Source organism: Bacillus cereus (genome assembly GCF_002567495.1).
Lineage (GTDB): Bacteria > Bacillota > Bacilli > Bacillales > Bacillaceae_G > Bacillus_A > Bacillus_A cereus_AQ.
In genome coordinates, this window is record NZ_NVAP01000030.1 from 32,730 (window position 1) to 55,773 (window position 23,044).

Here is a 23,044-nt window from a genome sequence, read left to right on the forward strand (position 1 = left end):
CAGGCCCTTTCTTTCTATTAACGATTATCAATTGTTTCCGGATATAGATCGTGGTTCATCATGCGGTAGTCGGCCATTTGTTCATACTTCGTCCCTGGGCGACCGTAGTTGCAATATGGATCAATTGAAATACCACCACGTGGTGTAAATTTCCCCCATACCTCAATGTAACGTGGGTCCATTAATTTAATTAAATCATTCATAATAACATTCATACAATCTTCGTGGAAATCACCATGATTGCGGAAACTAAATAAATACAACTTTAAAGATTTACTCTCTACCATTCTCTGCTCTGGAATGTAGCTAATATAAATTGTTGCAAAGTCTGGTTGCCCTGTTTTCGGACATAAACTTGTAAACTCAGGACAATTAAATTTCACGAAATAATCACGATTTGGATGATTATTATCGAATACCTCTAAAATTTCTGGACTATATTCAAATAAATATTTTGTATTTTGATTTCCTAGTAAGGTTACATCTTTTAAATCTTCATCTAATCTTCCTGCCATCTTTAAACATCCCTTCTCATTATACGCCGCGTTTATTTCCCCATACTAACGCATGAAGCTGTGGCAATACTTTTGCATCATTCATCTCTTTACAGTTCACAGCTTTTTCAATAAGCCACTCATACTTATCTAATAACTTTTTAATAAGCATTGAATCATCCACCGTCTTCGTATCATCGTTTCCTACTTGTAAGAAAAATGGTACATCTGGATAACGTTCGTGCATTTTCACTGCGTATTCAAAATCATGATCATCGAATACTACTACTTTTAAACTAATATCTTTTCCTGCTAGTTTCTGAATCACAGCATCTAACTTCTGAAAATCCGTTTTCATCGTCGAACTTGGTGGCTTTGGCGAAATCGTAATTTCATCAATTTGAAGCAACCAATCTTGCCACTTGCTCCCTTGTGTTTCGATTGCTGTTCGCATTTCATTCTCTTTTAATATAGAAAGAAGAAACTCAATATTCTTTAGCAATACTGGATTCCCACCTGAAATCGTAACATGAGAAAAGTTTTCTCCACCAATTTCTACAAGTTCATTCCAAACGTCCTCTGGCGTCATTTGTCTAATTTGATCTTTAGCTGATCCATCCCATGTAAAAGCAGAATCACACCAAGCGCAGCTATAATCACAACCAGCCGTACGGATAAACATTGTCTTTTGACCTACAACCATTCCTTCACCTTGAATAGTCGGACCAAATATTTCTAAGACAGGGATTTTACTCATCGAGCATCCACTCCCGTCTTACTTCCGCATAACTAGTCGGCGTCTCAAATAGACGAACAAATTCAACGCGAGCTCCTTTATATTCGTTCACTCGATTCTCTTTTGTTAGTGCTTCTGCCATCTTTTCATAAATCCAAACGACCATATTTTCAGCAGTCGTATTCATTGCAGGTAACGTTTCGTTTAAATAACGATGATCTAAATAAATTTCGATTTCGTTTTTCCAAATCTCTTTTATATCACCAAAGTCAATTGCAAGTCCTATTTCATTTACATATCCACTAATTCCAAATACAACTTTATATGTGTGACCATGTAAGTTTTTACATTTCCCTTCATAACAATGTAAATGGTGTGCTGCATCAAATGTAAATTCCTTGCTGACCATTACTCTTTTATTATGGTATTTGAGCTGTTTACGCTGAATATCCTTGTCCATTTTTTGCAAATTTTCTACGATGCGAAATCCAAAGAAATTGTCCATTAGTTGTTCGCTCCTTCGCGTTCTTGTAGGTACGTATCTAATCCTGCTTTACGAAGTTGGCACGCTGGACATTCACCGCAACCATCACCTATGATTCCGTTATAACATGTTAATGTTTTTTCTCTAACAAACTCAAATGCTCCAAGTTCATCTGATAATTTCCATGTTTCAGCTTTATCAATCCACATAAGTGGCGTGTGAATGACAAACGGGTAATCCATGGATAAATTTAAAGTAACGTTTAACGATTTCACAAACACGTCACGACAGTCTGGATAACCACTGAAATCAGTTTCACATACACCCGTTACAATATGACGTGCTCCAACTTGTTTTGCTAATACAGCAGCAAATGATAAGAAGAGTAGATTTCGTCCATCTACAAATGTCGATGGCAATTCACCTTCTTCATGTGTAATCTCCATATCCGTTCTCGTTAACGCATTTGGAGCAAGTTGATTTAATAGACTCATATCTAGTACCGTATGCTTTATTCCTAGCTCTTTCGCAATTTCCGCTGCACAATCAATTTCTAGCTTATGACGTTGATTGTAATTAAACGTTACAGCTTCTACCTCTGCAAACTGCTCTATTGCCCAAAATAAACATGTTGTACTATCTTGTCCTCCACTAAAAACAACAACTGCTTTTTCTTTTTTCATTTCACTCATTCTCCTTCTCTACTATAAATAAGAAGAAAGAACGTTCTTGAACTGTCACAATAAAAAAACAAAACAATACCTAAGGATATTGTTGTTTCCATAGTTTTTTATAGAGGGAGTTCGCGAACCTCTCCCGCGCGGTACACGGAATTTCTTCTTTCATTGACACAGCTTATTGTAACATATTGTATACTGCCGTAAAAATTTCTGATTTTTCCGCTATTTATTATTTCATTTCTTTCATTTTATAGTATGATTAATTTAATATAAGAAGAGAGGAGGCATCCCACTGAAACCCTTTATTATTTATCTCTTTTTAAATATATTATTCATCCTTATTACAATGCTCGTATATCATTTATTTTGGAATCAAAAAGGGAAACGCTCTCCTAAATTAAATTCAGCTATATTTATTGTATTGTGTTGCCTCGCTACCATACTTTGTATTACATTTGCAGCAAAAACAAATAATGGTTTTCAATTTGATATGCGCCATATTGTATTAATTGTTGGTACATTAACGGGAGGACCTATTGCTGGTGGTTCTATCTTAGTTGTATTAAACATATATCGCGTATTATTAGGAGGGGTAGGTGTTTTCCCATCCCTTATCGGTTCTATTCTTCTATTTATTGTTCTACTATTAACATATAAATTTTTCAATCGAACTTCTAATCGTATAAAAATAACACTTGCTATTATCTACAGTCTCACGTACGGATTTAGTTGGATACCCTTCTTCCTTTCAAAGGTTACAAATAAAGCTGATTATATACCGCAAATTATTGTGTATGAGTTATGTTCAATGCTTGGTACGATCCTAATTTTATATTTACTACACATATTACAAACTCAAGTTCGTCTCCAAAACGAACTTATAAATGCTGAAAAATTTCATTTAATTGGTGAAATGGCAGCGTCTATCTCTCATGAAATTCGCAATCCATTAACTTCAACGAAAGGGTTTTTACAACTATTACAATCAGATACATGCACTGAGCAGGAGCGAAAATTATATATCGACATTGCCATCAACGGAATCGAACAAGCAAATCATGTTCTTACAGATTATTTAACCTTTGCCAAACCAAGTATTGAAAAAGAACAAACATTACAATTAGAAGAAGAATTACTACATGCATTATCTTTAATTACACCGCTTGCCAATTTAACAAATGTCCGCACACATTATATAAAGCAAAGTACTTCTTTCTTTATCGCTGGAGAAAAACAAAAACTAAATCAATGCTTATTAAACATTTTAAAAAATTGCATTGAGGCTATGCCTACAGGTGGTGATCTTTATTTCACATTAATTCCTGATCATAAGCATATTCAGTTATACATAAAAGATACAGGAGTCGGTATGGATCCAGAACAAGTGAAACGTCTCGGCTCACCTTTCTATTCAACGAAAGAAAAAGGGACTGGTCTTGGAATGATGGTCGTATTCAGTGTTGTGCAAGCTATGAATGGAAAAATCGATATTATAAGTGAAAAAGGAACAGGTACAACCTTTTTATTAACTTTTCCACTTATACAAAAAAACGTGATGAAATAATCATCACGTTTTTTCTGTTCCTTCAACTAATTCAGCAAAGGCTTTCACTTTTCCGTGTGGTTGTTGATTTTCTTTACGCGCTTTCCAGGAGCGCTCTTCTTCTCGCTTCTTCTTAGACATACTTTTTCAACTCCTTCTTTTCTTTCTCCATGTAGTATTCCAAAGTATGAAAGAAAACTATGCACGTATCAAAAAAGAAGTGGTTTCCCACTTCTTCCACTTTATCGCTGTAAAATTGCATGTTTCGCCTCTTTTAACTGCGTAAGATGTCTTTGTTCATGCAAATCAAGAAATTGAACCCACTGATACAAATTCAGATCATTAAAAATGGGATGCTTTAGTCCATTTTCAAATAGGTCATTTTCATCTATAACACTATGAAGCGCGTGTAATAGTTCTTCTCTTGAATGTTCTAGTAATTGAATTCCTTGTTGTTTCTTCATTAACGTTTCTGTTGGTTTCATTTGCTGAGGAGCTTCTCGTTTATGTGTACGATCAAGAGTAAGTTGGAGGTCTTTAAATGGAGTCGTGTTTCTTTCTTTTTTTTGTAAAGCATATACAAGGGCAGATGTGACAGATTGTTCAACTAAATGCAAGTGATGCAAGATTTGAATAATACTCCATTTATCACGGCGTGGCTTTACATTCACTTCTGTATCATTTAACATTTCAATTTCTGATAATAGCGTGCTTCGTGTAGACTGTAATGAGTTCACTAAACTTTCTAAACTCACATCCATATTAGATTGAAGCATACTTCTTTCCCCCCTTTTTGTTGGTGAAAAGAGGTGCTCCTTATTAGAAACACCTCTTTAGTATTCTGAATTTTCTTTTATTATCTCATCATTTTCCCATTATGTCGATGTTAAACATGTGAAAAAAAGCGCATGTTTTTTACAATTTTGTGTCGTCAATCGCATGTAACCATGCTTCAATTTCTGTAATAACACTTTTCACACAACCTTCAGCAAATGGTGATGTTAAATTTGCTACTTCTACTAATTCTAAGAACGACTTACTTCCACCTTGTTGGCACAGATTCACATAATCTTCCCACGCCTCTTGTCTATTATCTCTTGCACGTTTCCAAAATTGTAATGCACAAATTTGAGCAAGCGTGTAATCAATATAATAGAAAGGTGAGCTATAAATATGACCTTGACGTTGCCAGAAACCACCGCGCTCTAAATAATCATTATCCTCATAATCACGATGCGGTAAATATTTCTTCTCTATGTTACGCCATGCTGTCTTACGCTCTTCCGGTGATGCTTCAGGATTTTCATATACATAATGTTGATATTCATCAACTGATACGCCATAAGGTAAAAACAGAAGTGCTGAACTTAAGTGAGAGAAGTAATATTTATCTGCATCTTCTTCAAAGAATAGCTTCATCCATGGCCATGTAAAGAATTCCATACTCATAGAGTGGATTTCACACGCTTCATATGTTGGCCAATTATATTCTGGAATTTCAAATTTACGACTTTCATACACTTGGAAAGCATGACCTGCTTCATGTGTTAATACATCAATGTCACCAGATGTTCCATTGAAGTTTGAGAAAATAAATGGCGCTTTATAATTCTCAATATATGTACAATATCCGCCACCAGCTTTTCCTTTTTTCGCAACTAAATCTAATAAATCATTATCCAGCATGAAATTGAAAAATTCATCTGTTTCAGCCGATAACTCTTTATACATCGTTTTTCCATGATTAACAATCCAATCCGCATCTCCTTTTGGAGTCGGATTACCTGTAGCAAACTCAAAGTTTTCGTCGTAATATGCTAATTTCTCTACACCGATACGCGCTTCTTGTCTCTTTCTTAATTCCGTTGTAACTGGAACGATATAATCAAGTACTTGCTGACGATAATTAGCGACCATCTCCGCATTATAATCTGTACGATACATTCTTGCATAACCAAGTTCAACAAAGTTTTTGAACCCTAAAGACGTAGCAATTTTCGTTCTCACTTTAACAAGCTCATCATAAATACGATCTAGTTCTTCTTCATTTCCAGCTAAAAATCCGTAGTATGCTTCGCTTGCTGCTTTACGTTCGCTTCTTTCTTTTCCTTGCATAAATGGAATCAATTGTGATAACGTGCGTTCTTCTCCTGCAAAGTCAATTTTTGCAGATGCTAATAACTGCGTATATTGCGATGATAATTTATTTTCTAATTGTAAATCTTTCACAACTTCATCTGAATATGTTTTTAAATCACATTCCGCTAGAGCAAATAATTGCTTACCATAATACGCCTCTAATTCTTCACGGAATGGAGAATTAATGAGTGCCTTATAATATTTTGTACCATATCCTTGTACAACGGGAGAGAATTCATCAAAGAAATCCTGCTCCTCCTTATAAAAAGCATCTGTCGTATCAACAGAATGGCGAATGTAACAAAGGTTTCCCATTGTGCCAAAATCGTTGCGAATTTCATTAATTGAATGAATGACTTGTTTTTGTTCTTCTACAGTTTTTGCGTTATCAAACTTCTCTAAAGCAACAGTAAACTTCTCTTTTAACTCTTCAATATTTGGGCGTTTATATTCATAGTCTTTAAATGACATGAACGAGCCTCCTCTCCATTGTATGTACCTTTACTATAATTCAATATGTATTCCCGAATTCCCTCTTAATTTTCAACAAAATTCGGCAGTTCCCACTTTGATATCATTTCAAATGAAAAAGCTTTGGATTTCTTTACCCAAAGCCCCTTTGGAACATATTATTATTTTTCATACTTTCCAATCTTTTTTAATAGATCAAGTAATTCATCCTTTTCATCTTTCGTTAGCATTTCAAAAGACTGATGTATAACTTGCTCATGCCCTGGAAAAATAGAAGCAATAAAATTTTCTCCAGACTCAGTTAATTGCGCAAAAATAACACGTCTGTCATTTGGACATGGGATTCTCTTTACTAATCCCTTTTTTTCCAGCTTATCTACAACATATGTAATGCTGCCACTAGCTATTAAAATTCGCTCACCAATTTGTTGCAGTGGTTGACCACCTTTATGATATAGCAGTTCTAATACAGCAAATTCAGTTGGATTTAACCCGTTACTTTGTATAGATTTATTGGTAGTATCCATAACAGAACGATGTACACGAGATAATGCAATAAATACTTTTAAAGATTGAGAAATATCTTCTCGTTCATTATTTGATGTCATACAACTTTCAACCCTTCACTTAAATTCTCAGCATTAAAAAGAAAATGCCACTTAATACTTCATGTGAATTCCGAATGAGCATTCACTCACCCATTTCCTCTCCCCTAATATATTAAAAATCATTCTTGAATAAAAACATGACAATTTTAACATAGTTTATATATAATGATAATAAAAAAAGAAGGAGTACCGCATTTGAAAGTCAAATTCCAAAGCATAGTTTTATATATATTGCTCGTTATCCTGCCAACGATAGGGATTGGTGCTACACTTTATTCGTATCATACGTATAAAATGAAACAGGAAAACAAAATATCCGCTCATACGGTTCTCTTTTTATATAGAGACTATTTAGATCATCACCTTGGTGAAGCAATTTCAGCCTTAGAAATGCTCGCAAAAGTCGTAGGAACCGAGACCGGGAACATAAATGGAATTAAAGAAATTGTACATGATACAGATGGTAACGATGCACGCTTTTCTGGTCTATATTACGCTACACCAGAAGGGGTCATTACAGTCGCATCTGAAGATGAATCAAAGCCTATAGATGTTTCAGACCGTAAATATATTCAAGACGTACTACAAACTAAAAAAACAACTGTATCATCAGTCATTACTGATCGCGTTCTTGGACATCAAGCTATTATGATTGCTGCCCCCATATTCAATAAACAGAAGGAGCTCTCAGGATTATTATTAGCTAGTTTACGCTTTGATTACATTTCATCTTCTTTAAATGCTATTAAACCACAATACCATTTCGAGGTGACTGATAAACATGATGTAGTTTTTCTAACCGATGATAATAACGACACAAGTGATACACATTCTAATATGCTTACTACCCCACTCCAAAGATTAAATTGGAAGGTCTCTGTTTCTCCATTACCTATTCATCAAAAAACCTTGGACCAGTGGGTTGCAATAGAGTGTATAGCTACTTTATTTTTACTGTCTATTTTATTTTTATTTGCTCAATATATGCTGTTAAAACGCCAAACAAAACTTGAAAGACAACAAAATGAACTGCAAAAAATTGAATTAGTTGGAACTTTTGCAGCGAGTACAGCACACGAAATCCGTAATCCTCTTACTGGAATTAAAGGACTCGTCGCTCTATTAAAAGAGAAATATAAAGATGAGCAAGATCAGTTCTACTTTTCCGTAATTGAACAAGAAATAGAACGAATCAATGAAATTGTAAGTGAATTTCTTATTCTCGGAAAGCCAACCGCCATCATCGAACAAACATATGATGTAAGAACAATTCTAAATGAGGTAGCATTAATTATTCAATCTGAGGCGAATTTACATAACATTGTATTCCATTTACATTTGCCAGACCATCCTGTTCATATCCGTTGTTCGAAAGACCATATGAAACAAGTGGTTTTAAACATTACAAAAAATGCAATTGAGGCTATGACTTCTAGTGATACACTAACCATTGTAGTAACAAACAATGAAACACACGCACAATTGCAGATTATAGATACCGGAAAAGGGATTCCAAAACATATTCAAAAACACCTCTTTCATCCGTTCTTTACTAGTAAAGATACTGGAACAGGTCTTGGGCTTGTCATATGCAAACGAATTGTAGAGATGTATAATGGGCATATTTTTATTGACAGTACAGAAAACGAAGGAACGACAGTTCATATCGAAATTCCGTTACACATAGTATAATTATCCTTATCCTATAAGGGTAATTATACTTATTTCATAAAACCAGCCACAAGCATTCGCCAAAAATTATTTGATTTTCCTTCATACCCGATTTGGAAAATAGGTACTTTTATAATTGAAAACCATTTCGGTGTTTGTTTTTCTTTATAACACTGATATTGTAAAATAAGCTTGTCCAATTCTTGACTAACTTGAATTGTCTCCCTACTATTTAGCCCACTTGTTAATCCTAGTTGAATCATTTCTTCACGTTTCATATGAATATCACGTGAAAGCTTTTCTAATGTGTACTTCCTTTTTACAGTAAACATCCATATCCCCCTTATTATACTTCCATGCTCTCAACTTCACTTCTCCATTGACTTTTTAACTACTTAATCATATTCAAATTTGAAGAATCAGAAAATTAAACATTTTCTCCCTGTAATTTACAAATCTTTACCCTCACTTTGAGAATTATTACAAATTATTCTATCTTTGTAAATACATTCGCAATAATAGACATTTTTTTCATCTTCTTTTTTTACAAATACTAAGTAAATCGGGGATTCTTAATTTTTCATCTGCTTTTCTTCGACATTTTTTGTTTAATTTATATAAAAAAGCAAAACATAATGATGATTGATAAAGTGCAACTTTAATCAGTGTTTTTTTGTTCAGCCCCCACTGATTATTAGCATTCACCAATCGGGCGTTTACGGACAGTGTGAACCTCCCACCTATCCAGCCCAATGTTGAGGTGGGAGTTTTACTGCCCACAAGTAGCGGGATAACAATAGAAAGGAAATATTTATATGCGAAAATATACGATTGCATCGCTCATCATTGTTTTGTTTTTACCGTCCTTCTTATTTCCTATTCAAGCAAATGCTCATACGAATAAAGTTGCTATTGTCATTGATGATTTCGGCAATAATATGAAGGGAACGAATCAAATGTTATCACTTCCCATTCCACTCACTGTTGCTGTTATGCCTTTTCTTCCTTCCACAAAAGAAGATGCAATAGCTGCCCATAAGAAAGGTCATGAAGTTATTATACATATGCCAATGGAACCTATTAAAGGTAAAAAGGAATGGCTTGGACCGAAAGCAATTACAACTGATTTAAGCGATGAAGAAATAAACAACCGACTTGAACAAGCGATTCAAGAAGTACCGCATGCAATTGGAATGAACAATCATATGGGGTCAAAAGTAACAGCGAATGAAAGAATTGTTCGCCTTATACTTGTAGCTTGTAAAAAACACGGTTTATTTTACTTAGATAGTAAAACCAATCCTAATAGTGTCGTCCCAAAAATCGGAAAAGAATTAGGAGTACCTATTATTGAAAACCAACTATTTTTTGATGATGTGTATACAGCAGGGCATATTTCAAAACAAGCCCAATTACTCATCAAAAAAATTCAAGAAAAACCGATTATGGTAGCTATCGGGCATGTTGGACCCCCTGGTGAAATTACATCACGCGTTATTGAAACTTCTATCCCTAAAATTCGTGAGCATGCAGACTTTATTTTTTTATCTGATTTAGCATTATCCCCGCCTCCTGTTTCAAAATAAAGTTCATTACTCACAACAAAAAAGTACCTATCTATATATAACAGATAGGTACTTTTCTGTTTAACTTAAATATAATCTACATGACTCACCCTGAATCCTTTTTTCTCTATTTTTTCGATTAATTGCTTTAATCTTTTTTCATTTAACTCATCTGTTATATTTACGATAACACGGCGAATATATTGATCGCCGTTATCTAGCGTAAATAATCCACCGATATTAAATGCTTTCAACAATGTCCCAAGTTCCTTAATCGTTCCCTTACAATCTTGTGTTGCAATCGTTAATATATAACCACCCGTCCGCATACCGAATGAATCTTCAATAACATCAAATATGTTAGAATGCGTTAAGATACCGACAAATTCATTATAATCATTTAACACAGCTAAAAATGGAAGACGACGAATCACATAAAAAGCTCTGAAGAAGGAATCCTTTTCAAAAATAAATGCATTGGAATTGTCGAGCATATCTCCTGCACTTACATGCTCTAATCCGCTATTACATTTTTTTTCTAATAAATCTACTTTATAAATAATCCCTGTGAATTTCTTCTCATCTTCTGCTAATACCGGGATTGCTCGAAATCCCGTTTCGTTAATCATTTGCAGTGCCTCTTCACCAGAATCATTTATTTTACAAAATGTTACTTGCTGTTTTGGCAGAAAATGATATTTAACTCGCAAAATATGTTCCTCCTTACATGTCAACATGTAATCTATATATAATAAGGAGACCTATATTTTATGAGTGAAATTATTTTTTAAAACGCTTTCATTAATTTATTAACTTGTAGCCACATCACAAATATTTTTATATAACAGAGCTCCTTGCGCCCTTAATCATTAATAACTTCACATGATAGTTCATTAAATATTCTATACCCTCTAGCCATTTTTTCGCTTCTTCTGGCGTTTTTCCCCACACAATCATGCCGTAATTATGAACAAGAACTACTCCTCCACCTTCAATGAAATTCGGAACATTGCTTTCTAATAAATCAGCGAATTTTTTTTCATCTTCTACAATTGGAATTGTCATTTCTGTTATACCTTCTTTTCCGAAAACACGCTCCACACTGCGTTTATCGAATGTTACCTCTCCTTCTTCTCCATATAACTCTGATATTAAATGACTATCTACAGTCTGCACTTGTAAAATACATCCTGCACTACTTTTTTTATAAATATCCGCATGCATAAATGACTCTGCAGCTGGTTTTTCTTCATTTTCAAATACTGACTCGCACATGCAATTTACGACAATAAAATCTTCTTCCGAAAATAGCCCTTTATCTCTTCCTTCAACGTTTACTAAGAATGTTAACGGCTCTTTTGACGTACATAGTGATAAACTAATTTTTGTCCCATAAAACCAATCACGAAGTGCCAATTCAGATTTCACATCTTTTAATTCATTCCATTTCTTCAGAAAAAATAACATTTCGTCACCCCCGGCATAATATTCATATAAGGTTCGAATCCTTTCTATGTAAAAGGAATATTTTTTGATTATTCTAAAAATTTAATTGAATTATCACATGAGAACGCTTTTTTGTCAATATAGTTTCGCGGTTCTTCTTTAAAATAGGCTATTCATATGTCGATACTCCTATCTATTGCCTATTTCATTTTGCACATAAAAAATACGCTATTCTTTAATTAAAGAATAGCGTATTTTCCTCATTTTTTATTTCTTTATTGCATTATATAAAAACTGTGCATATTGTTCACGTGTTACGAAATTATCTCCCAAAAAATTCCCTTCCCCGTCACCTTTCGATATTTTATTATCTATTAAAGCTTTCACATATCCTTTCGCCCAATGGTCATTTGGTATATCTTTAAAGTTCTCTGCACTATTTTCATTTTCCTTTAACTGAAATACTCTTTGTAGCACTACTGACATTTCATATCGAGTTAATACTCCATCCGGACGGAACATACCATTTCCATAGCCTGTCATAATTCCAGCTTGAACCACTGAATTAATAGCCGTTTCATACATATTTCCTTTCGTATCTGTAAATGCCGTTTTTGGTTCTAGATTATTTTCTAATTTTAAATACCTTTGTATTAGAAGCGCTACTTGTCCACGAGTAATGTTATCACCAAATCCAAATTCACCATTTCCATAGCCTATAAATAACTTTTCTTTCGCTAAGTAATTAATTGCTTCTTCTGACCAATGTCCCTTTGGTACATCTTTAAATTCTACCACTTCTGTTTTCTCATCTTCTTTAGATGTATTACCTTCTTTACTTTCTACTACATTTTGAATAACAGATCCTGTAAAGAATATTCCTGTATCCGCAAATGGATCTTTCACACCAAATTCATATACTTTCTCACCTGGTGTACTCCATTTCACTACACCATTACTATACGTACCATTATCGCTCTTCAGACGGATTTTCGTAGAAACTTCACCATCTTTTTCATATATAGGTACTTTTACTTCTTTATTTACTTCTGCTTCCTCTAAAAATACTTTTTGATTTTGGACATTAATATAAGCCGTCTTACTTAGTTCTATAATTGGTCGGACATCACGAATTTCATTTGCAACAAAACTTAGAAAGACTAATTTTTTCAAATTGCTAACTGGCGATAAGTCTGAAATATAATTCGCTTCTAAATCAAGCTTTTGTAAGTTTACTAGACTTGATAATGGAGTAATATCTTTTAATTCATTATTAGGTAAATCTAATTCTGTAAGATGAGTCATTTTAGCAATTGGTGTCACATCTTTAATTTGATTTTTCCCGATAAATAATTTATTTAATTGATTCATTTGATCAATACCCGATAAATCTTTAACATTATTACGCGTTAATACTAAATCTTTTAAAGGTAATGAATATAATGGTTTAATATCTTCAATTTGATTACCTGCTAAAGTTAAGTATGTTACATTTTTCAAAGCGCTTAAGGGAGCAACATTCTTAATTTTATTATTTGCTAAATTCAAGTAATCTAGTTGTTCCATTTTCGCTAATGCTGTTACATCTTCTATTTGGTTGCCTGATAGATATAAAGTTTTTACATTTTTCATTTCAGTTAGTGGTGCAACGTTTGTAATTTTATTATTACTTAAATCAAGAGAGTCTAAATTATCCATCTTAACAAGTGGCGTTACATCTGAAAATTCATTACCACGCAAAGCTAAATGATTTAATTGCTTTAAGTTCGCAAAGAACGACGGATCTGTTATCTTCGCATTCGCAACTGTTAAAGATTTTAAATTTGGCATGTATTTTAATGCACTATAATCAAGTATCTCATTCGTATTTAAAAACAAGTTCTTTACTTGTAATAACTCTTCTTTCGTAATTGGTGTATTTAAATCTTTTCTATTGAATACTTTTTTATTAACAAGTTCTCTTAATTTGTTATCTGTTATCATATTTTGATTATCAACTGGATTATCCGTTTCTGTATTGCCTGAATTAGAGTTATCATCTGGTTTCTCTGTTTCTTTGTCACCTACAGTTGGATCTTTAATTTCAAATTGAACTTGATATTTGTGGTCATATCCAATAGCTGGAATAAGTATATGCATTTGCATATTGTGCTTCTTCTCAAACTCGCCAATTTCAAATTGGACTACTTTCGTTCCGTTCTTTCTCTTATCTTCTGACAAAACTTTCACATCATGAAATACACCCGGCTGGTTTCTATCTTCTATTCTAAGATATTGAAAATAATCGCTATCTTGCATTGTTACAGTAACAATTTTTTTCCCAGCTGCAATCGTTACTTTAGGATCTTTTATATATTGAGAAACCATAGATGGCTCGTCTTTTTGATCCTTATATATTTTAATCTCAGTATCATACGTGCGATCACTCACTGCTGCTACCGATTGGTTTGCTTCAATTTTTATTGCTGCTAATGCTGGAGTAGAATAAGCAGCAAATGGAATTGCTAATGTTGTCGCTACTACTAGCGCCTTCATATAATTTTTTTTCAAAATAATATCCCCTATCATATATAATCTTTATAATTGATAACACTTATCAATTACTCACAAATAAATGATAATGAATATCATTATCATTGTCAATGAGAATATTACATTAAATTTATCTTTTTAAAAGTAACAAATAAAAAAGCCCTTTATTCAAAGGGCTTTTTTACCTATCGTATGAAGAATTTCACTTTTTTCTTTTTCATTAATTACACCAATTTTTTGCAAAATATTCGCGTACAATACAAGTTTATTATATATTCGTTCTGACATGTTCTCCCTTCTTTCCTTCGACCAACTTTTTTTGTATTGGTAAATTATATGAAAGAGATGAGAAAATGTGTCCACTTTTTGCATAAATGCAAATCTTTTATTTTACGATTTACAGACAATAAAACTCCCTCCTAAAAATTAGGCGGGAGTTTAGGTACTTTCACTGAATTTAACAAACTGTCCACTGAATATTATGCTTCATAAGTTCTTCTTCAAAACTATATGGCATTTTTTTATCACAAATTACATGTTGAATACGTGAAAATGCTGCTATGCGATAATTTCCTTTCACGCCTACCTTTGTATGATCACATAAAATATATGTTTTCTCAGCTAATTTCATCATCGCCTCTGACAATTTCGCTTTCTCTAATTCAAAGCTGGAAACTCCAAAACTAGGCAATAATCCATCAATGGAAACGAACGCTTTATGAAAATGAAATTGTTGGATAACTTGCTGAGAAATAGATCCTGATACGCGTGAATGCTTTGGAGATACTTTTCCACCTATAAATAAAACTTCACCGTGAAACATCTTTTTATTAATAGAAGAAATTAATTGTGTTGCGACTGGAAATGAACTTGTTACAATCGTTAAGTTTTTACGATGAACAAGGTATGGAACCATTTGAAGCGGTGTACTTCCATCATCAATTGCAATGACATCACCATCTTCTACAAATGTCGCTGCTTTATAACCAATTCTTTTCTTCTCTTCTATATGTAGCATTTCTCTTTCTAACATTGGTGCCTCTACCCCAGCGCCTGGAAGTTGAACAGCTCCACCATACACTTTCTTCAGCTTTTTTTCACGATCTAATTCTTCTAAATATCGACGAATTGTTTCTGTTGATACAGCAAATTCTCTCGCTAATTCTGACACTTTCACTTTCCCTTTAAACTCTACTTTTTCAAGAATGGTTCGCTTTCTTTCTTCTCCTACTACAGACATAGCTTCACCCCATTTATCTCTATCTCATAAACTTCCTTACTTATACAAAATTATAATTTTCTTTGTAAGTAGAAACTTCTTCATGAATATGAATACCACGCTTTGCTAGCTCATCAAAAATCAGTTGTGGATTTTCAAAAGCTTCCTCAGGAGTAACGACCCCAACTCTATTTACATTTCCTTTTGCAATTAGTTCTGTAGCAATTCCAAATGGAATACCAACGTTTCTCGTATATGCTCTTAATTTTCCCCATCCTGCAACAGATCCGTCAGATAACGGGTGTGTATGATATAACACATGTCTTTGCTTCTCATTATTTTTCATACCTATTACTTCTACATGAAGTGCATAACCATAAAGCTCTGTTTCTTGTCCTTCTTGCGATTGCAATAAATACTGCGAAATACAATCCATAATGCCGATTTCTTTCCCGTTTATTTCAATCTGATCATTGCGCAATATGCCATAATCATATAGAGCACGTACAAGCTTCATATTTTGCTTTGGCCAAGTTCCTCTCGTCTCTATCAGTTTGACGCCTTTATGTTCTAGTGCCTTTGCTAATGTGACCGTTTCAGAATGCGGAATGATATACTGCGTTGCCTTACCATAAGGTGCTGGCAATTCTATTTCTCTCGGACGCGCAAACGGAAGTACTTGCTTAAATTCACCATCTTCATACACTGTACGCGATGGTAAATGTGGATCATATTCATATGTCGTTGTCTCTGTAATTGATGCAGAAAAAGCAATTGGACGATACGAACCGTGACTTACGCGGACGGATTCTACAGTATCCAGCTGCTTTGCTGCATGCATTGCCATCATTTGCGTTACACCTGGCGTCATGCCAAATCCAGGCAAACATGTTTTTTCGTTTTGAACAAATATAGCATGCGATTCATTTTCTTCACCAAATCCATTTAAGTTCACCCCGTGACATCCTGCTTCTGCAATACAGCGAGTCGACAATCCATTTAACTTAATCGTCGTACCGTCCATTACAATGTCATAACCTTTCATTTTTGCAACCGTATCCTCGTGATTCGTTACATCTACTTTTACAAAGTCAACGCGAGGATCGTTGAGCCATTCTACTACTTTATGGCCCTCTTCCTCATTACAATCAGCTACTGTAATCGTCTCAAAAGATGAAAATTGCACTAAATCTAAAATGGCTTCACGACAAATTTTACCTGCTCCACCTAAGCAAAATACTTTCACCCAATAACAACTCCTTTAGCTATACTATCAACTAAACGATTTATATCTGCCTCATGTACATCACCGATATTTCCAATTCGGAACGTATCTACTTTCGAAATTTTACCTGGGTAAATAACAAATCCATAACGCTTTAATTCGTTATATAACTGTTGAAATTCGAACCCCTCTTTTGGATAAATGAAAGAGGTAATAATAGGAGATTGATATTTCTCATCTACCAGTGGCTTAAATCCGATTTCTTCCATTCTATTCACTAATAGTTTTTGATTGTTGTAATATCGGTTGTAACGCGCTCTTACTCCGCCCTCTTTTTCTAGTTCAAGTAGCGCTTGATAAAATGCATGTACAACATGTGTAGGTGAAGTAAAACGCCATTTCCCATTTTGCTTTTCCATCGTTTCCCATTGATCGTATAAATCCAGAGATAAAGAGCGACCTTGCCCTTTACACTTCAATAATTCATCACGTTTTGCGATTACAAATCCGAATCCAGGAACCCCTTGAATACACTTATTCGCACTACTAATTAAAAAATCAATTTGTAAATCAGCAATGTCTATTTCAATCCCGCCGAAACTACTCATTGCATCAACAATTGTAACCTTTCCATACTGCTTTCCTAATTTACATACATCTACAATTGGATTTATAATACCTGTCGTTGTTTCACAATGAACAACTGCAATATGAGTAATCTCTTTATCTTCTTGTAATAAGTTTTCTACTTCTACAATATTAATAGGTTCCCACTCTTCTGTTTGACTGACCACTACATCAATTTGTAACATCTCTGCCATTTGTACAATTCGCTTACCATACGCGCCATTTGTACAAACGAGAAGCTTTCCATTTGCCGGAATAGCAGAACCAATTACTGCTTCAACTGAAAACGTACCGCTTCCTTGCATTAACACTGTTGTATATTTCTCTTCTTCCTTCGTCGCTAACGATACAAGTTTAGCTCTTACTTCTTGCACCATCGTATTATATTCAGCATCCCACGTACACCAATCGTATAGCATAACTTCTTTTACTGATTTTGTTGTCGTTAATGGTCCTGGTGTTAATAATAAGTAGTGATTTTCATTCATGATCCCGTGCCCCTTTTATGAAATAATAAGTTCTTGTTTCTCGATGTGTTCCATTACGTTTTCGAGTTCTTGCATCGTTTCAATCGTAAAATGAGCCCCGTTTTCAATGAAACGATTACGAACTACTTCCATTTTTTCACGAAGTTCTACTGGATCCATATTTTCAGCTTCCCATTCCGATAAGCCGAGCTCACTACTACCGAGAATTACACCAACAGTCCACATCCCAGCATTTCTGCCCTCTTTCATATCTGACACCGTGTCTCCCACTTTTATCATATGATTCATCGGATACACACCAAGTTCTATTGCATTTTTATAGCACATCCATGGGTATGGACGGCCTGCCGGAACATCATCTGGCGTAACAAGAAAATCAGGTTTATAACCTTGTAACGCTGCTTCCTTTGCTACAATATCCATCATTTCTCTCGTATAGCCAGTTGTTGAACCGATTTTAATGTCTCTCTTACGTAAAGAAGCGATTACTTCTTTTACCCCATCAATCGGCGTAGCATAACTTGGCAAAATAGAAAAGAGAATTTCTTCAAACTCTTCATACATCTCATGAATGTCTGCTTCTGTTGGGAATTGACCGAAGACACGCTTCCACTCATCCGCAATACGAGGCATTTCTGTTAGTGCCCTTACATGATCTATTTTTAATAATCCCATTGGCTTACGTGCTTCTTCTACTGTAATTTCAACACCGCGTTTATGAAAAATCTTCATGAATACTTCTAGTGGTGCAAAACATCCGTAATCAACTGTTGTACCTGCCCAATCAAAAATAACTGCTTCAATTTTCATTCTATCCATCACCCTTCTTACTTATCTTTTTTGCCACTGTGAAGTTCGGTTACGAAGTGCTTTCGTTCCCCATTCATATACAACTCTCACTACAATATTTGTAACAACAATTAGTACACTCATTGCAGCTGCTGGTGCTACATTTCCTGCATCATCCATATTTACGATTGATACGGCAGCTAGTTTAAAATCAGCTGCGTATAAGAATACAACCGCTGAGACAGTTACCATCGAATTTACGAAGTAATACATCACCATTTCCAAAATTGCTGGTAAACACATTGGTACTGTTACTCGGAAGAATGTTTTATAAAACGGGATACCCATCGACTGCGAAACAAGCTCAAACTCTCTGTCTAATTTCTTTAAAGCAGTCGTTGCTGTAACGAATGTTACAGAGTAAAAATGAATGATATTTACGAGTACTAGTACAGCGATTGTTCCGTATAAAGAATGAAACGGATTCGTTACTGATAGTCCAAGAATTTGAATCGTTGGCTGACTAAAGAAAAAGACGTATCCTAATCCGAGTACTAAACCTGGTATCGCTAACGGCACAATAGAGAAAAAGTAACCTGTTTTTCTGAAAAACTGTAGCTGGTCTATTTTCTCAATTGCATATGCGAATACAAATGTTAAAATCGCCCCAATAACCGCTGTAACTGCTGAAACAATTACGCTATTTTTAAATGCTTCAAGTCCATCTCCTGTTAAACTTGAAAAGTTAAAATGCTCAAATGTGAAGCTCATATTATATGGCCATACTTTCACACTTGCAGCAATAACAACCGCAACAAATAAAAGAATGATCATAAGTGTAATTACACTACAATATATGAATGAAATTACATCTCTTTTCTTATTAGCTATTATTCTGTATGGTACTGCTTTTGAAGATAAGAAATTCGTCTGCTTTCTTTGCGTAATACGATCAACTGCAAATGCAAATATAGCTGGGATTAATAAAATCATTCCGACTGTTGCACCCATCGGCATATTTTGCTGTCCAATTACTTGTTTGTATACATCAGTAGCAAGCACATTATATTGCCCACCAACAATTTTTGGTGCCCCAAAATCAGTGAAACTAAGTGTAAACACAACGAACATTGCACTAATTAATCCGTACTTTACACTAGGTAAAGTAACCGTGAAAAATTGCTTTGTTTTACTCGCTCCTAACATATTAGAAGCTTCATATAAACGATAATCTGATCCTTGAAAGGCAATTAGCAATATGAGAAATGCTTGCGGAAATGTATACATAACTTCAGCTATTACAATTCCTACTGGTCCATATAAAGGGATTTGTATCCCTTCAAATAAGCCAAACATCCCTTTCGTTACTAACCCTTGATTACCAAATAAATATGTAAGTGCTATACCATGCATCATCGTTGGTGCGAACAATGGTAATAACGCTACATACTGAAATACACGCTTTCCAAAAACATTCGTACGGGCAATTGCATATGCGTAAACGAATGCGAATGCAACTGAAATAATTGTTGTTGCGCCCGAAATCCATATCGTATTTTGTAAAGACTGAACTAAAGTTGGCGTTGTGAAATATTTACTGAAATTCGCTAAACCAATGAAAACTCCATCTTTATCATAAAAAGCTTGTGTAAATAGTTGTAATAGAGGTAATACAAGTATGATAAGGAAGGAAAGAATCATACCGATAATTACGAGCCTTTGGATCCATTCCTCTTTCCCTATACTTCTCTTAATCTTTTTTTTCGTACTATCTACCTTATAGTTTTCTAGCATCTCCATCTATACAATGACCTTCTTTCCATATGACAACATATGATTTTCTGAGAAAGAGATTTGAATCGGCTTTCCTTTTCTAATAGCGGTTGCTTCTACTTCTGATGCTAATATATCCACCACAATTTTCTCATTATAAAGATGTGTGTTTTCTTCTACGACTCGCACTTCCGTCCGGTATACAGATCCGCGAAACTCCATACTCTCCACAACTGTTTTAATACCGCCCTTTTGTACAATTGTTACATGTTCAGGACGAATTGCATGTTCTTCGTTATTTTTCGAAAAGAAATTAATAGAACCAATAAAATCTGCCACAAACGGATTGGCTGGTCTTTGATAAATCTCCTCCGGTGTTCCAATCTGCATAATTTCCGCATGATTCATTACAACAATTTTATCAGCCATCGTTAATGCCTCTTCTTGATCATGCGTTACCATAATCGTCGTTACTCCTATTTTCTCTTGCAAATCACGCATTTCTCTACGTAATTTTTCACGCACTTTTGCATCTAAAGCTGATAACGGCTCATCGAGTAACAAAATATCTGGAGACAGAGCGAGCGCACGTGCAAGTGCCACTCGCTGCTGTTGTCCACCAGACATTTGAGCAGGATATTTATCTTTTACATTCAGCAAATCTACAAGTTTTAACGCATCTAGCGCTTTCTCTTTCACTTCTGCTTTCCCATATTTTTTTGTCTTTAAGCCGTATTCAATATTTTCAAGTGCTGTTAAATTCGGAAATAAAGCATATGATTGAAAAACCATTCCGAAGTTTCTCTTTCCAGGAGGCAATGCTGTAATATCTTTTCCATTCACAGCTATACTGCCAGTCGTTGGTTCCTCTAGTCCCGCTAAAATGCGAAGCAACGTCGTTTTCCCACAGCCACTCGGGCCTAATAAACAAACAAACTCATTTTTGTTCACAGTAAAAGAAATATCTTTTAACGCTGTAAATGCATCAAACTGTTTTTGAATGTGTTGAATTGATAAATATTCGCTCATTTTTCTCTCTCCCACTCACTTACTTTTTCGGTTCTGCTTTTTGACCAAACTCTTTTTCCCATTTTTCTAAAATTTTGTCGCGATTTTCTGCTGCCCATTTAAAGTCATTCTTTTTATATAATTTTTCAGTAACATCTTTCGGGAATCCCTCTGGAAGTTTATAATCATTTTTAATTGTCGCAAATCCATTTTTCTCGAAGTATAACTTCATTACATCATCTGTAATTGCCCAATCTAAAAATGCTTGTGCTAATTTATCATTTTTTGCATTATCTTTCTTAATAAGTGCGTTTGCTTCTACTTCCCAACCTAATCCTTCTTTCGGCAGTACAACTTCAACTGGTGCACCTTTTTGTTTCTCTTTTAAAGCACTATAAACCATTGATACACCGACTGGATATTCACCTGCTCCTGCTAATTTCGCTGGTTTTGATCCTGAATGCGTATAACTTGCCATATTATCATGGAGTTTCTTCATGTAATCCCAGCCTTTATCTTCGCCCATGATTTGTAGCCATGCAGAAACTGTTAAAAATCCTGTTCCAGATGATGCTGGATGTGGCATAACAAGCGTTCCTTTATACTCTGGTTTTGTTAAATCTTCATATGATTCTGGCATCGGTAAATTCTTCTTCTTTAACTCTTCTTTATTTACAGCAATTCCCGTCATAAATGCAGTATTTCCTACCCATTTTTCAGGTTGCTTATCATCTTTAAATTGCGGAAGAACGCGATCCGCTCCTTTTGGAGAGTATGCTTTTAACATATCTTTTTTCTCTAAAGCTAATAGACTTGATGCAGCAGTTCCCCATACAACATCTGCTTGTGTATTTTTCCCTTCTGCTAGCAATTTCGCAGTAATAACTCCTGTTGAATCACGTACAATGTTCAACTTCACATCTGGATATTTCTTTTTAAAGGAATCAAGATAAATTGGTACAAGTTCTTCTTCAATTGCTGTGTAAACAGTTAATGATCCAGATAATTTATCATCTTTCACTTTTGCTCCAGCACTTTCTTCTTTCTTTGCACCACACCCCATTAATAACGAAAATACCATTCCAGTCGCTACAGCTTTAAAGATTGTTTTTTTCACTGTCTCTCTCTCCTTTTACAAATCTTATGTACAACTCAAATATAAACAACTAGTGTAAAAGCAGTATTAAACCAACATTAATCTTTTGTTTGTTGTTTGTTTTTGTGTAATACGTTGCTACTTCTATGTTTTTTCGCATTTTTCTGCTAATAGAAAACGCTAAATTTACAAATAATTAAAAAAACCTTTATAATCCCACAAAAAAATGAGGCGTTTGTAAAAAACGCCTCATTTTTGTTTACCCTTTTTTGAATTACGATTTGCATACTTTGCGCTATTTTCTCCTTCATACTCTAATGCAAATTCTGCATCTGGTAAGCTTTCTTTCGGAGTTTTATTATTATTGATTGCCGCATTTTGTTTCACTTTTCTTTTTACCAATACATTCACCTGCTCTCAAGAAATCACTTTCTACTCTAGTTTGAAACA

At 34.5% G+C, this 23,044-nt stretch carries 23 protein-coding genes and 1 riboswitch; of the genes, 3 read left to right on the top strand and 20 right to left on the bottom strand.

Going from position 1 to position 23,044, the window contains the following annotated elements; genetic code table 11:
- Positions 1-17 precede the first annotated feature (17 nt).
- The 4 genes from queF to queC are packed head-to-tail and all read right to left on the bottom strand — an operon-like array spanning position 18 to position 2,397.
- On the bottom strand, positions 18-515 hold the full coding sequence (gene queF, locus COK05_RS14405) for a preQ(1) synthase (RefSeq protein WP_000918895.1): 498 nt from the start codon (positions 513-515) through the stop codon (positions 18-20).
- A 19-nt stretch (positions 516-534) separates the two neighbouring features.
- Complete coding sequence (gene queE / locus COK05_RS14410; protein WP_098613117.1) at positions 535-1,251, bottom strand: 7-carboxy-7-deazaguanine synthase QueE; 717 nt, start codon at positions 1,249-1,251, stop codon at positions 535-537.
- Positions 1,244-1,735, bottom strand: a complete 492-nt coding sequence (gene queD / locus COK05_RS14415; RefSeq protein ID WP_000368414.1) for a 6-carboxytetrahydropterin synthase QueD — start codon at positions 1,733-1,735, stop codon at positions 1,244-1,246. The genes queE and queD overlap by 8 nt, the downstream gene beginning before the upstream one ends.
- Positions 1,735-2,397, bottom strand: coding sequence for a 7-cyano-7-deazaguanine synthase QueC (gene queC / locus COK05_RS14420; protein ID WP_000711595.1), 663 nt, complete (start codon positions 2,395-2,397; stop codon positions 1,735-1,737). Before queC ends, queD begins: the two co-directional genes overlap by 1 nt.
- 93 nt (positions 2,398-2,490) lie before the next feature.
- A riboswitch (PreQ1 riboswitch) is annotated at positions 2,491-2,534 on the bottom strand.
- Positions 2,535-2,740: 206 nt separating this feature from the next.
- On the opposite strand from queC, the gene kinB reads away from it, so the two are divergent.
- A complete protein-coding gene (gene kinB / locus COK05_RS14425) occupies positions 2,741-3,958 on the top strand; it encodes a sporulation sensor histidine kinase KinB (protein ID WP_098613118.1) in 1,218 nt (405 codons plus the stop codon).
- A gap of 3 nt (positions 3,959-3,961) precedes the next feature.
- Here kinB and COK05_RS31730 read toward each other — a convergent pair whose 3' ends face one another.
- From COK05_RS31730 to COK05_RS14445, 4 genes are all read right to left on the bottom strand, one after another.
- On the bottom strand, positions 3,962-4,078 hold the full coding sequence (locus COK05_RS31730) for a DUF6254 family protein (RefSeq protein ID WP_098613119.1): 117 nt from the start codon (positions 4,076-4,078) through the stop codon (positions 3,962-3,964).
- Positions 4,079-4,179: 101 nt separating this feature from the next.
- Positions 4,180-4,713 (bottom strand): DinB family protein, encoded by a 534-nt coding sequence (locus COK05_RS14435; RefSeq protein WP_098613120.1) that lies wholly within the window; start codon positions 4,711-4,713, stop codon positions 4,180-4,182.
- Positions 4,714-4,852: 139 nt separating this feature from the next.
- On the bottom strand, positions 4,853-6,547 hold the full coding sequence (locus COK05_RS14440; RefSeq protein ID WP_098613121.1) for a M3 family oligoendopeptidase: 1,695 nt from the start codon (positions 6,545-6,547) through the stop codon (positions 4,853-4,855).
- Between the two features lie 161 nt (positions 6,548-6,708).
- On the bottom strand, positions 6,709-7,155 hold the full coding sequence (locus COK05_RS14445; protein WP_098613122.1) for a MarR family winged helix-turn-helix transcriptional regulator: 447 nt from the start codon (positions 7,153-7,155) through the stop codon (positions 6,709-6,711).
- A gap of 195 nt (positions 7,156-7,350) precedes the next feature.
- Between COK05_RS14445 and COK05_RS14450 the strand changes: the two genes are divergently transcribed.
- Positions 7,351-8,847 (top strand): DUF3149 domain-containing protein, encoded by a 1,497-nt coding sequence (locus COK05_RS14450; protein WP_098613123.1) that lies wholly within the window; start codon positions 7,351-7,353, stop codon positions 8,845-8,847.
- 29 nt (positions 8,848-8,876) lie between these two features.
- On the opposite strand, the gene COK05_RS14455 is transcribed toward COK05_RS14450, so the two are convergent.
- Positions 8,877-9,158, bottom strand: coding sequence for an aspartyl-phosphate phosphatase Spo0E family protein (locus COK05_RS14455; protein ID WP_098613124.1), 282 nt, complete (start codon positions 9,156-9,158; stop codon positions 8,877-8,879).
- A gap of 483 nt (positions 9,159-9,641) precedes the next feature.
- Here COK05_RS14455 and COK05_RS14460 point away from each other — a divergent pair, with 483 nt between their 5' ends.
- Positions 9,642-10,412, top strand: coding sequence for a divergent polysaccharide deacetylase family protein (locus COK05_RS14460; protein ID WP_098613125.1), 771 nt, complete (start codon positions 9,642-9,644; stop codon positions 10,410-10,412).
- Positions 10,413-10,477: 65 nt separating this feature from the next.
- Here COK05_RS14460 and cbpA read toward each other — a convergent pair whose 3' ends face one another.
- The 11 genes from cbpA to COK05_RS31350 form a co-directional block, all read right to left on the bottom strand.
- The gene (gene cbpA, locus COK05_RS14465; protein ID WP_098613126.1) at positions 10,478-11,101 is read right to left on the bottom strand and encodes a cyclic di-AMP binding protein CbpA; all 624 of its coding nucleotides are present in this window, start codon (positions 11,099-11,101) and stop codon (positions 10,478-10,480) included.
- 127 nt (positions 11,102-11,228) lie between these two features.
- Positions 11,229-11,858 carry a class II aldolase/adducin family protein gene (locus tag COK05_RS14470; RefSeq protein WP_000896006.1) on the bottom strand — a complete coding sequence of 210 codons (630 nt, stop codon included), beginning with the start codon at positions 11,856-11,858 and terminating at the stop codon, positions 11,229-11,231.
- 246 nt (positions 11,859-12,104) lie between these two features.
- Positions 12,105-14,387 (bottom strand): NEAT domain-containing leucine-rich repeat protein, encoded by a 2,283-nt coding sequence (locus tag COK05_RS14475; RefSeq protein WP_141539101.1) that lies wholly within the window; start codon positions 14,385-14,387, stop codon positions 12,105-12,107.
- A 439-nt stretch (positions 14,388-14,826) separates the two neighbouring features.
- Positions 14,827-15,609 carry a DeoR/GlpR family DNA-binding transcription regulator gene (locus COK05_RS14485; RefSeq protein ID WP_000117666.1) on the bottom strand — a complete coding sequence of 261 codons (783 nt, stop codon included), beginning with the start codon at positions 15,607-15,609 and terminating at the stop codon, positions 14,827-14,829.
- 40 nt (positions 15,610-15,649) lie between these two features.
- Positions 15,650-16,834: a saccharopine dehydrogenase family protein gene (locus tag COK05_RS14490; RefSeq protein WP_098613128.1), complete on the bottom strand. Its 1,185-nt coding sequence runs from the start codon at positions 16,832-16,834 to the stop codon at positions 15,650-15,652.
- Positions 16,831-17,928, bottom strand: a complete 1,098-nt coding sequence (gene phnW / locus COK05_RS14495; RefSeq protein ID WP_098613129.1) for a 2-aminoethylphosphonate--pyruvate transaminase — start codon at positions 17,926-17,928, stop codon at positions 16,831-16,833. Before phnW ends, COK05_RS14490 begins: the two co-directional genes overlap by 4 nt.
- A 15-nt stretch (positions 17,929-17,943) precedes the next feature.
- On the bottom strand, positions 17,944-18,738 hold the full coding sequence (gene phnX, locus COK05_RS14500) for a phosphonoacetaldehyde hydrolase (protein WP_098613130.1): 795 nt from the start codon (positions 18,736-18,738) through the stop codon (positions 17,944-17,946).
- Positions 18,739-18,759: 21 nt separating this feature from the next.
- A complete protein-coding gene (locus COK05_RS14505) occupies positions 18,760-20,517 on the bottom strand; it encodes a putative 2-aminoethylphosphonate ABC transporter permease subunit (RefSeq protein WP_141539102.1) in 1,758 nt (585 codons plus the stop codon).
- Positions 20,518-21,519: a putative 2-aminoethylphosphonate ABC transporter ATP-binding protein gene (locus COK05_RS14510; RefSeq protein ID WP_098613131.1), complete on the bottom strand. Its 1,002-nt coding sequence runs from the start codon at positions 21,517-21,519 to the stop codon at positions 20,518-20,520.
- 19 nt (positions 21,520-21,538) lie between these two features.
- On the bottom strand, positions 21,539-22,615 hold the full coding sequence (locus COK05_RS14515; protein WP_098613132.1) for a putative 2-aminoethylphosphonate ABC transporter substrate-binding protein: 1,077 nt from the start codon (positions 22,613-22,615) through the stop codon (positions 21,539-21,541).
- Positions 22,616-22,843: 228 nt separating this feature from the next.
- A complete protein-coding gene (locus tag COK05_RS31350; RefSeq protein WP_000240799.1) occupies positions 22,844-22,996 on the bottom strand; it encodes a hypothetical protein in 153 nt (50 codons plus the stop codon).
- Positions 22,997-23,044: the final 48 nt, after the last annotated feature.

Bases quoted from the DNA above. Each gene is read 5' to 3' on its own strand.
- queF (WP_000918895.1), bottom strand. From the start codon at position 515: ATGGCAGGAAGATTAGATGAAGATTTAAAAGATGTAACCTTACTAGGA.
- queE (WP_098613117.1), bottom strand. From the start codon at position 1,251: ATGAGTAAAATCCCTGTCTTAGAAATATTTGGTCCGACTATTCAAGGT.
- queD (WP_000368414.1), bottom strand. From the start codon at position 1,735: ATGGACAATTTCTTTGGATTTCGCATCGTAGAAAATTTGCAAAAAATG.
- queC (WP_000711595.1), bottom strand. From the start codon at position 2,397: ATGAAAAAAGAAAAAGCAGTTGTTGTTTTTAGTGGAGGACAAGATAGT.
- kinB (WP_098613118.1), top strand. From the start codon at position 2,741: ATGCTCGTATATCATTTATTTTGGAATCAAAAAGGGAAACGCTCTCCT.
- COK05_RS31730 (WP_098613119.1), bottom strand. From the start codon at position 4,078: ATGTCTAAGAAGAAGCGAGAAGAAGAGCGCTCCTGGAAAGCGCGTAAA.
- COK05_RS14435 (WP_098613120.1), bottom strand. From the start codon at position 4,713: ATGCTTCAATCTAATATGGATGTGAGTTTAGAAAGTTTAGTGAACTCA.
- COK05_RS14440 (WP_098613121.1), bottom strand. From the start codon at position 6,547: ATGTCATTTAAAGACTATGAATATAAACGCCCAAATATTGAAGAGTTA.
- COK05_RS14445 (WP_098613122.1), bottom strand. From the start codon at position 7,155: ATGACATCAAATAATGAACGAGAAGATATTTCTCAATCTTTAAAAGTA.
- COK05_RS14455 (WP_098613124.1), bottom strand. From the start codon at position 9,158: ATGTTTACTGTAAAAAGGAAGTACACATTAGAAAAGCTTTCACGTGAT.
- COK05_RS14460 (WP_098613125.1), top strand. From the start codon at position 9,642: ATGCGAAAATATACGATTGCATCGCTCATCATTGTTTTGTTTTTACCG.
- COK05_RS14470 (WP_000896006.1), bottom strand. From the start codon at position 11,858: ATGTTATTTTTTCTGAAGAAATGGAATGAATTAAAAGATGTGAAATCT.
- COK05_RS14485 (WP_000117666.1), bottom strand. From the start codon at position 15,609: ATGTCTGTAGTAGGAGAAGAAAGAAAGCGAACCATTCTTGAAAAAGTA.
- phnW (WP_098613129.1), bottom strand. From the start codon at position 17,928: ATGAATGAAAATCACTACTTATTATTAACACCAGGACCATTAACGACA.
- phnX (WP_098613130.1), bottom strand. From the start codon at position 18,738: ATGAAAATTGAAGCAGTTATTTTTGATTGGGCAGGTACAACAGTTGAT.
- COK05_RS14505 (WP_141539102.1), bottom strand. From the start codon at position 20,517: ATGGAGATGCTAGAAAACTATAAGGTAGATAGTACGAAAAAAAAGATT.
- COK05_RS14510 (WP_098613131.1), bottom strand. From the start codon at position 21,519: ATGAGCGAATATTTATCAATTCAACACATTCAAAAACAGTTTGATGCA.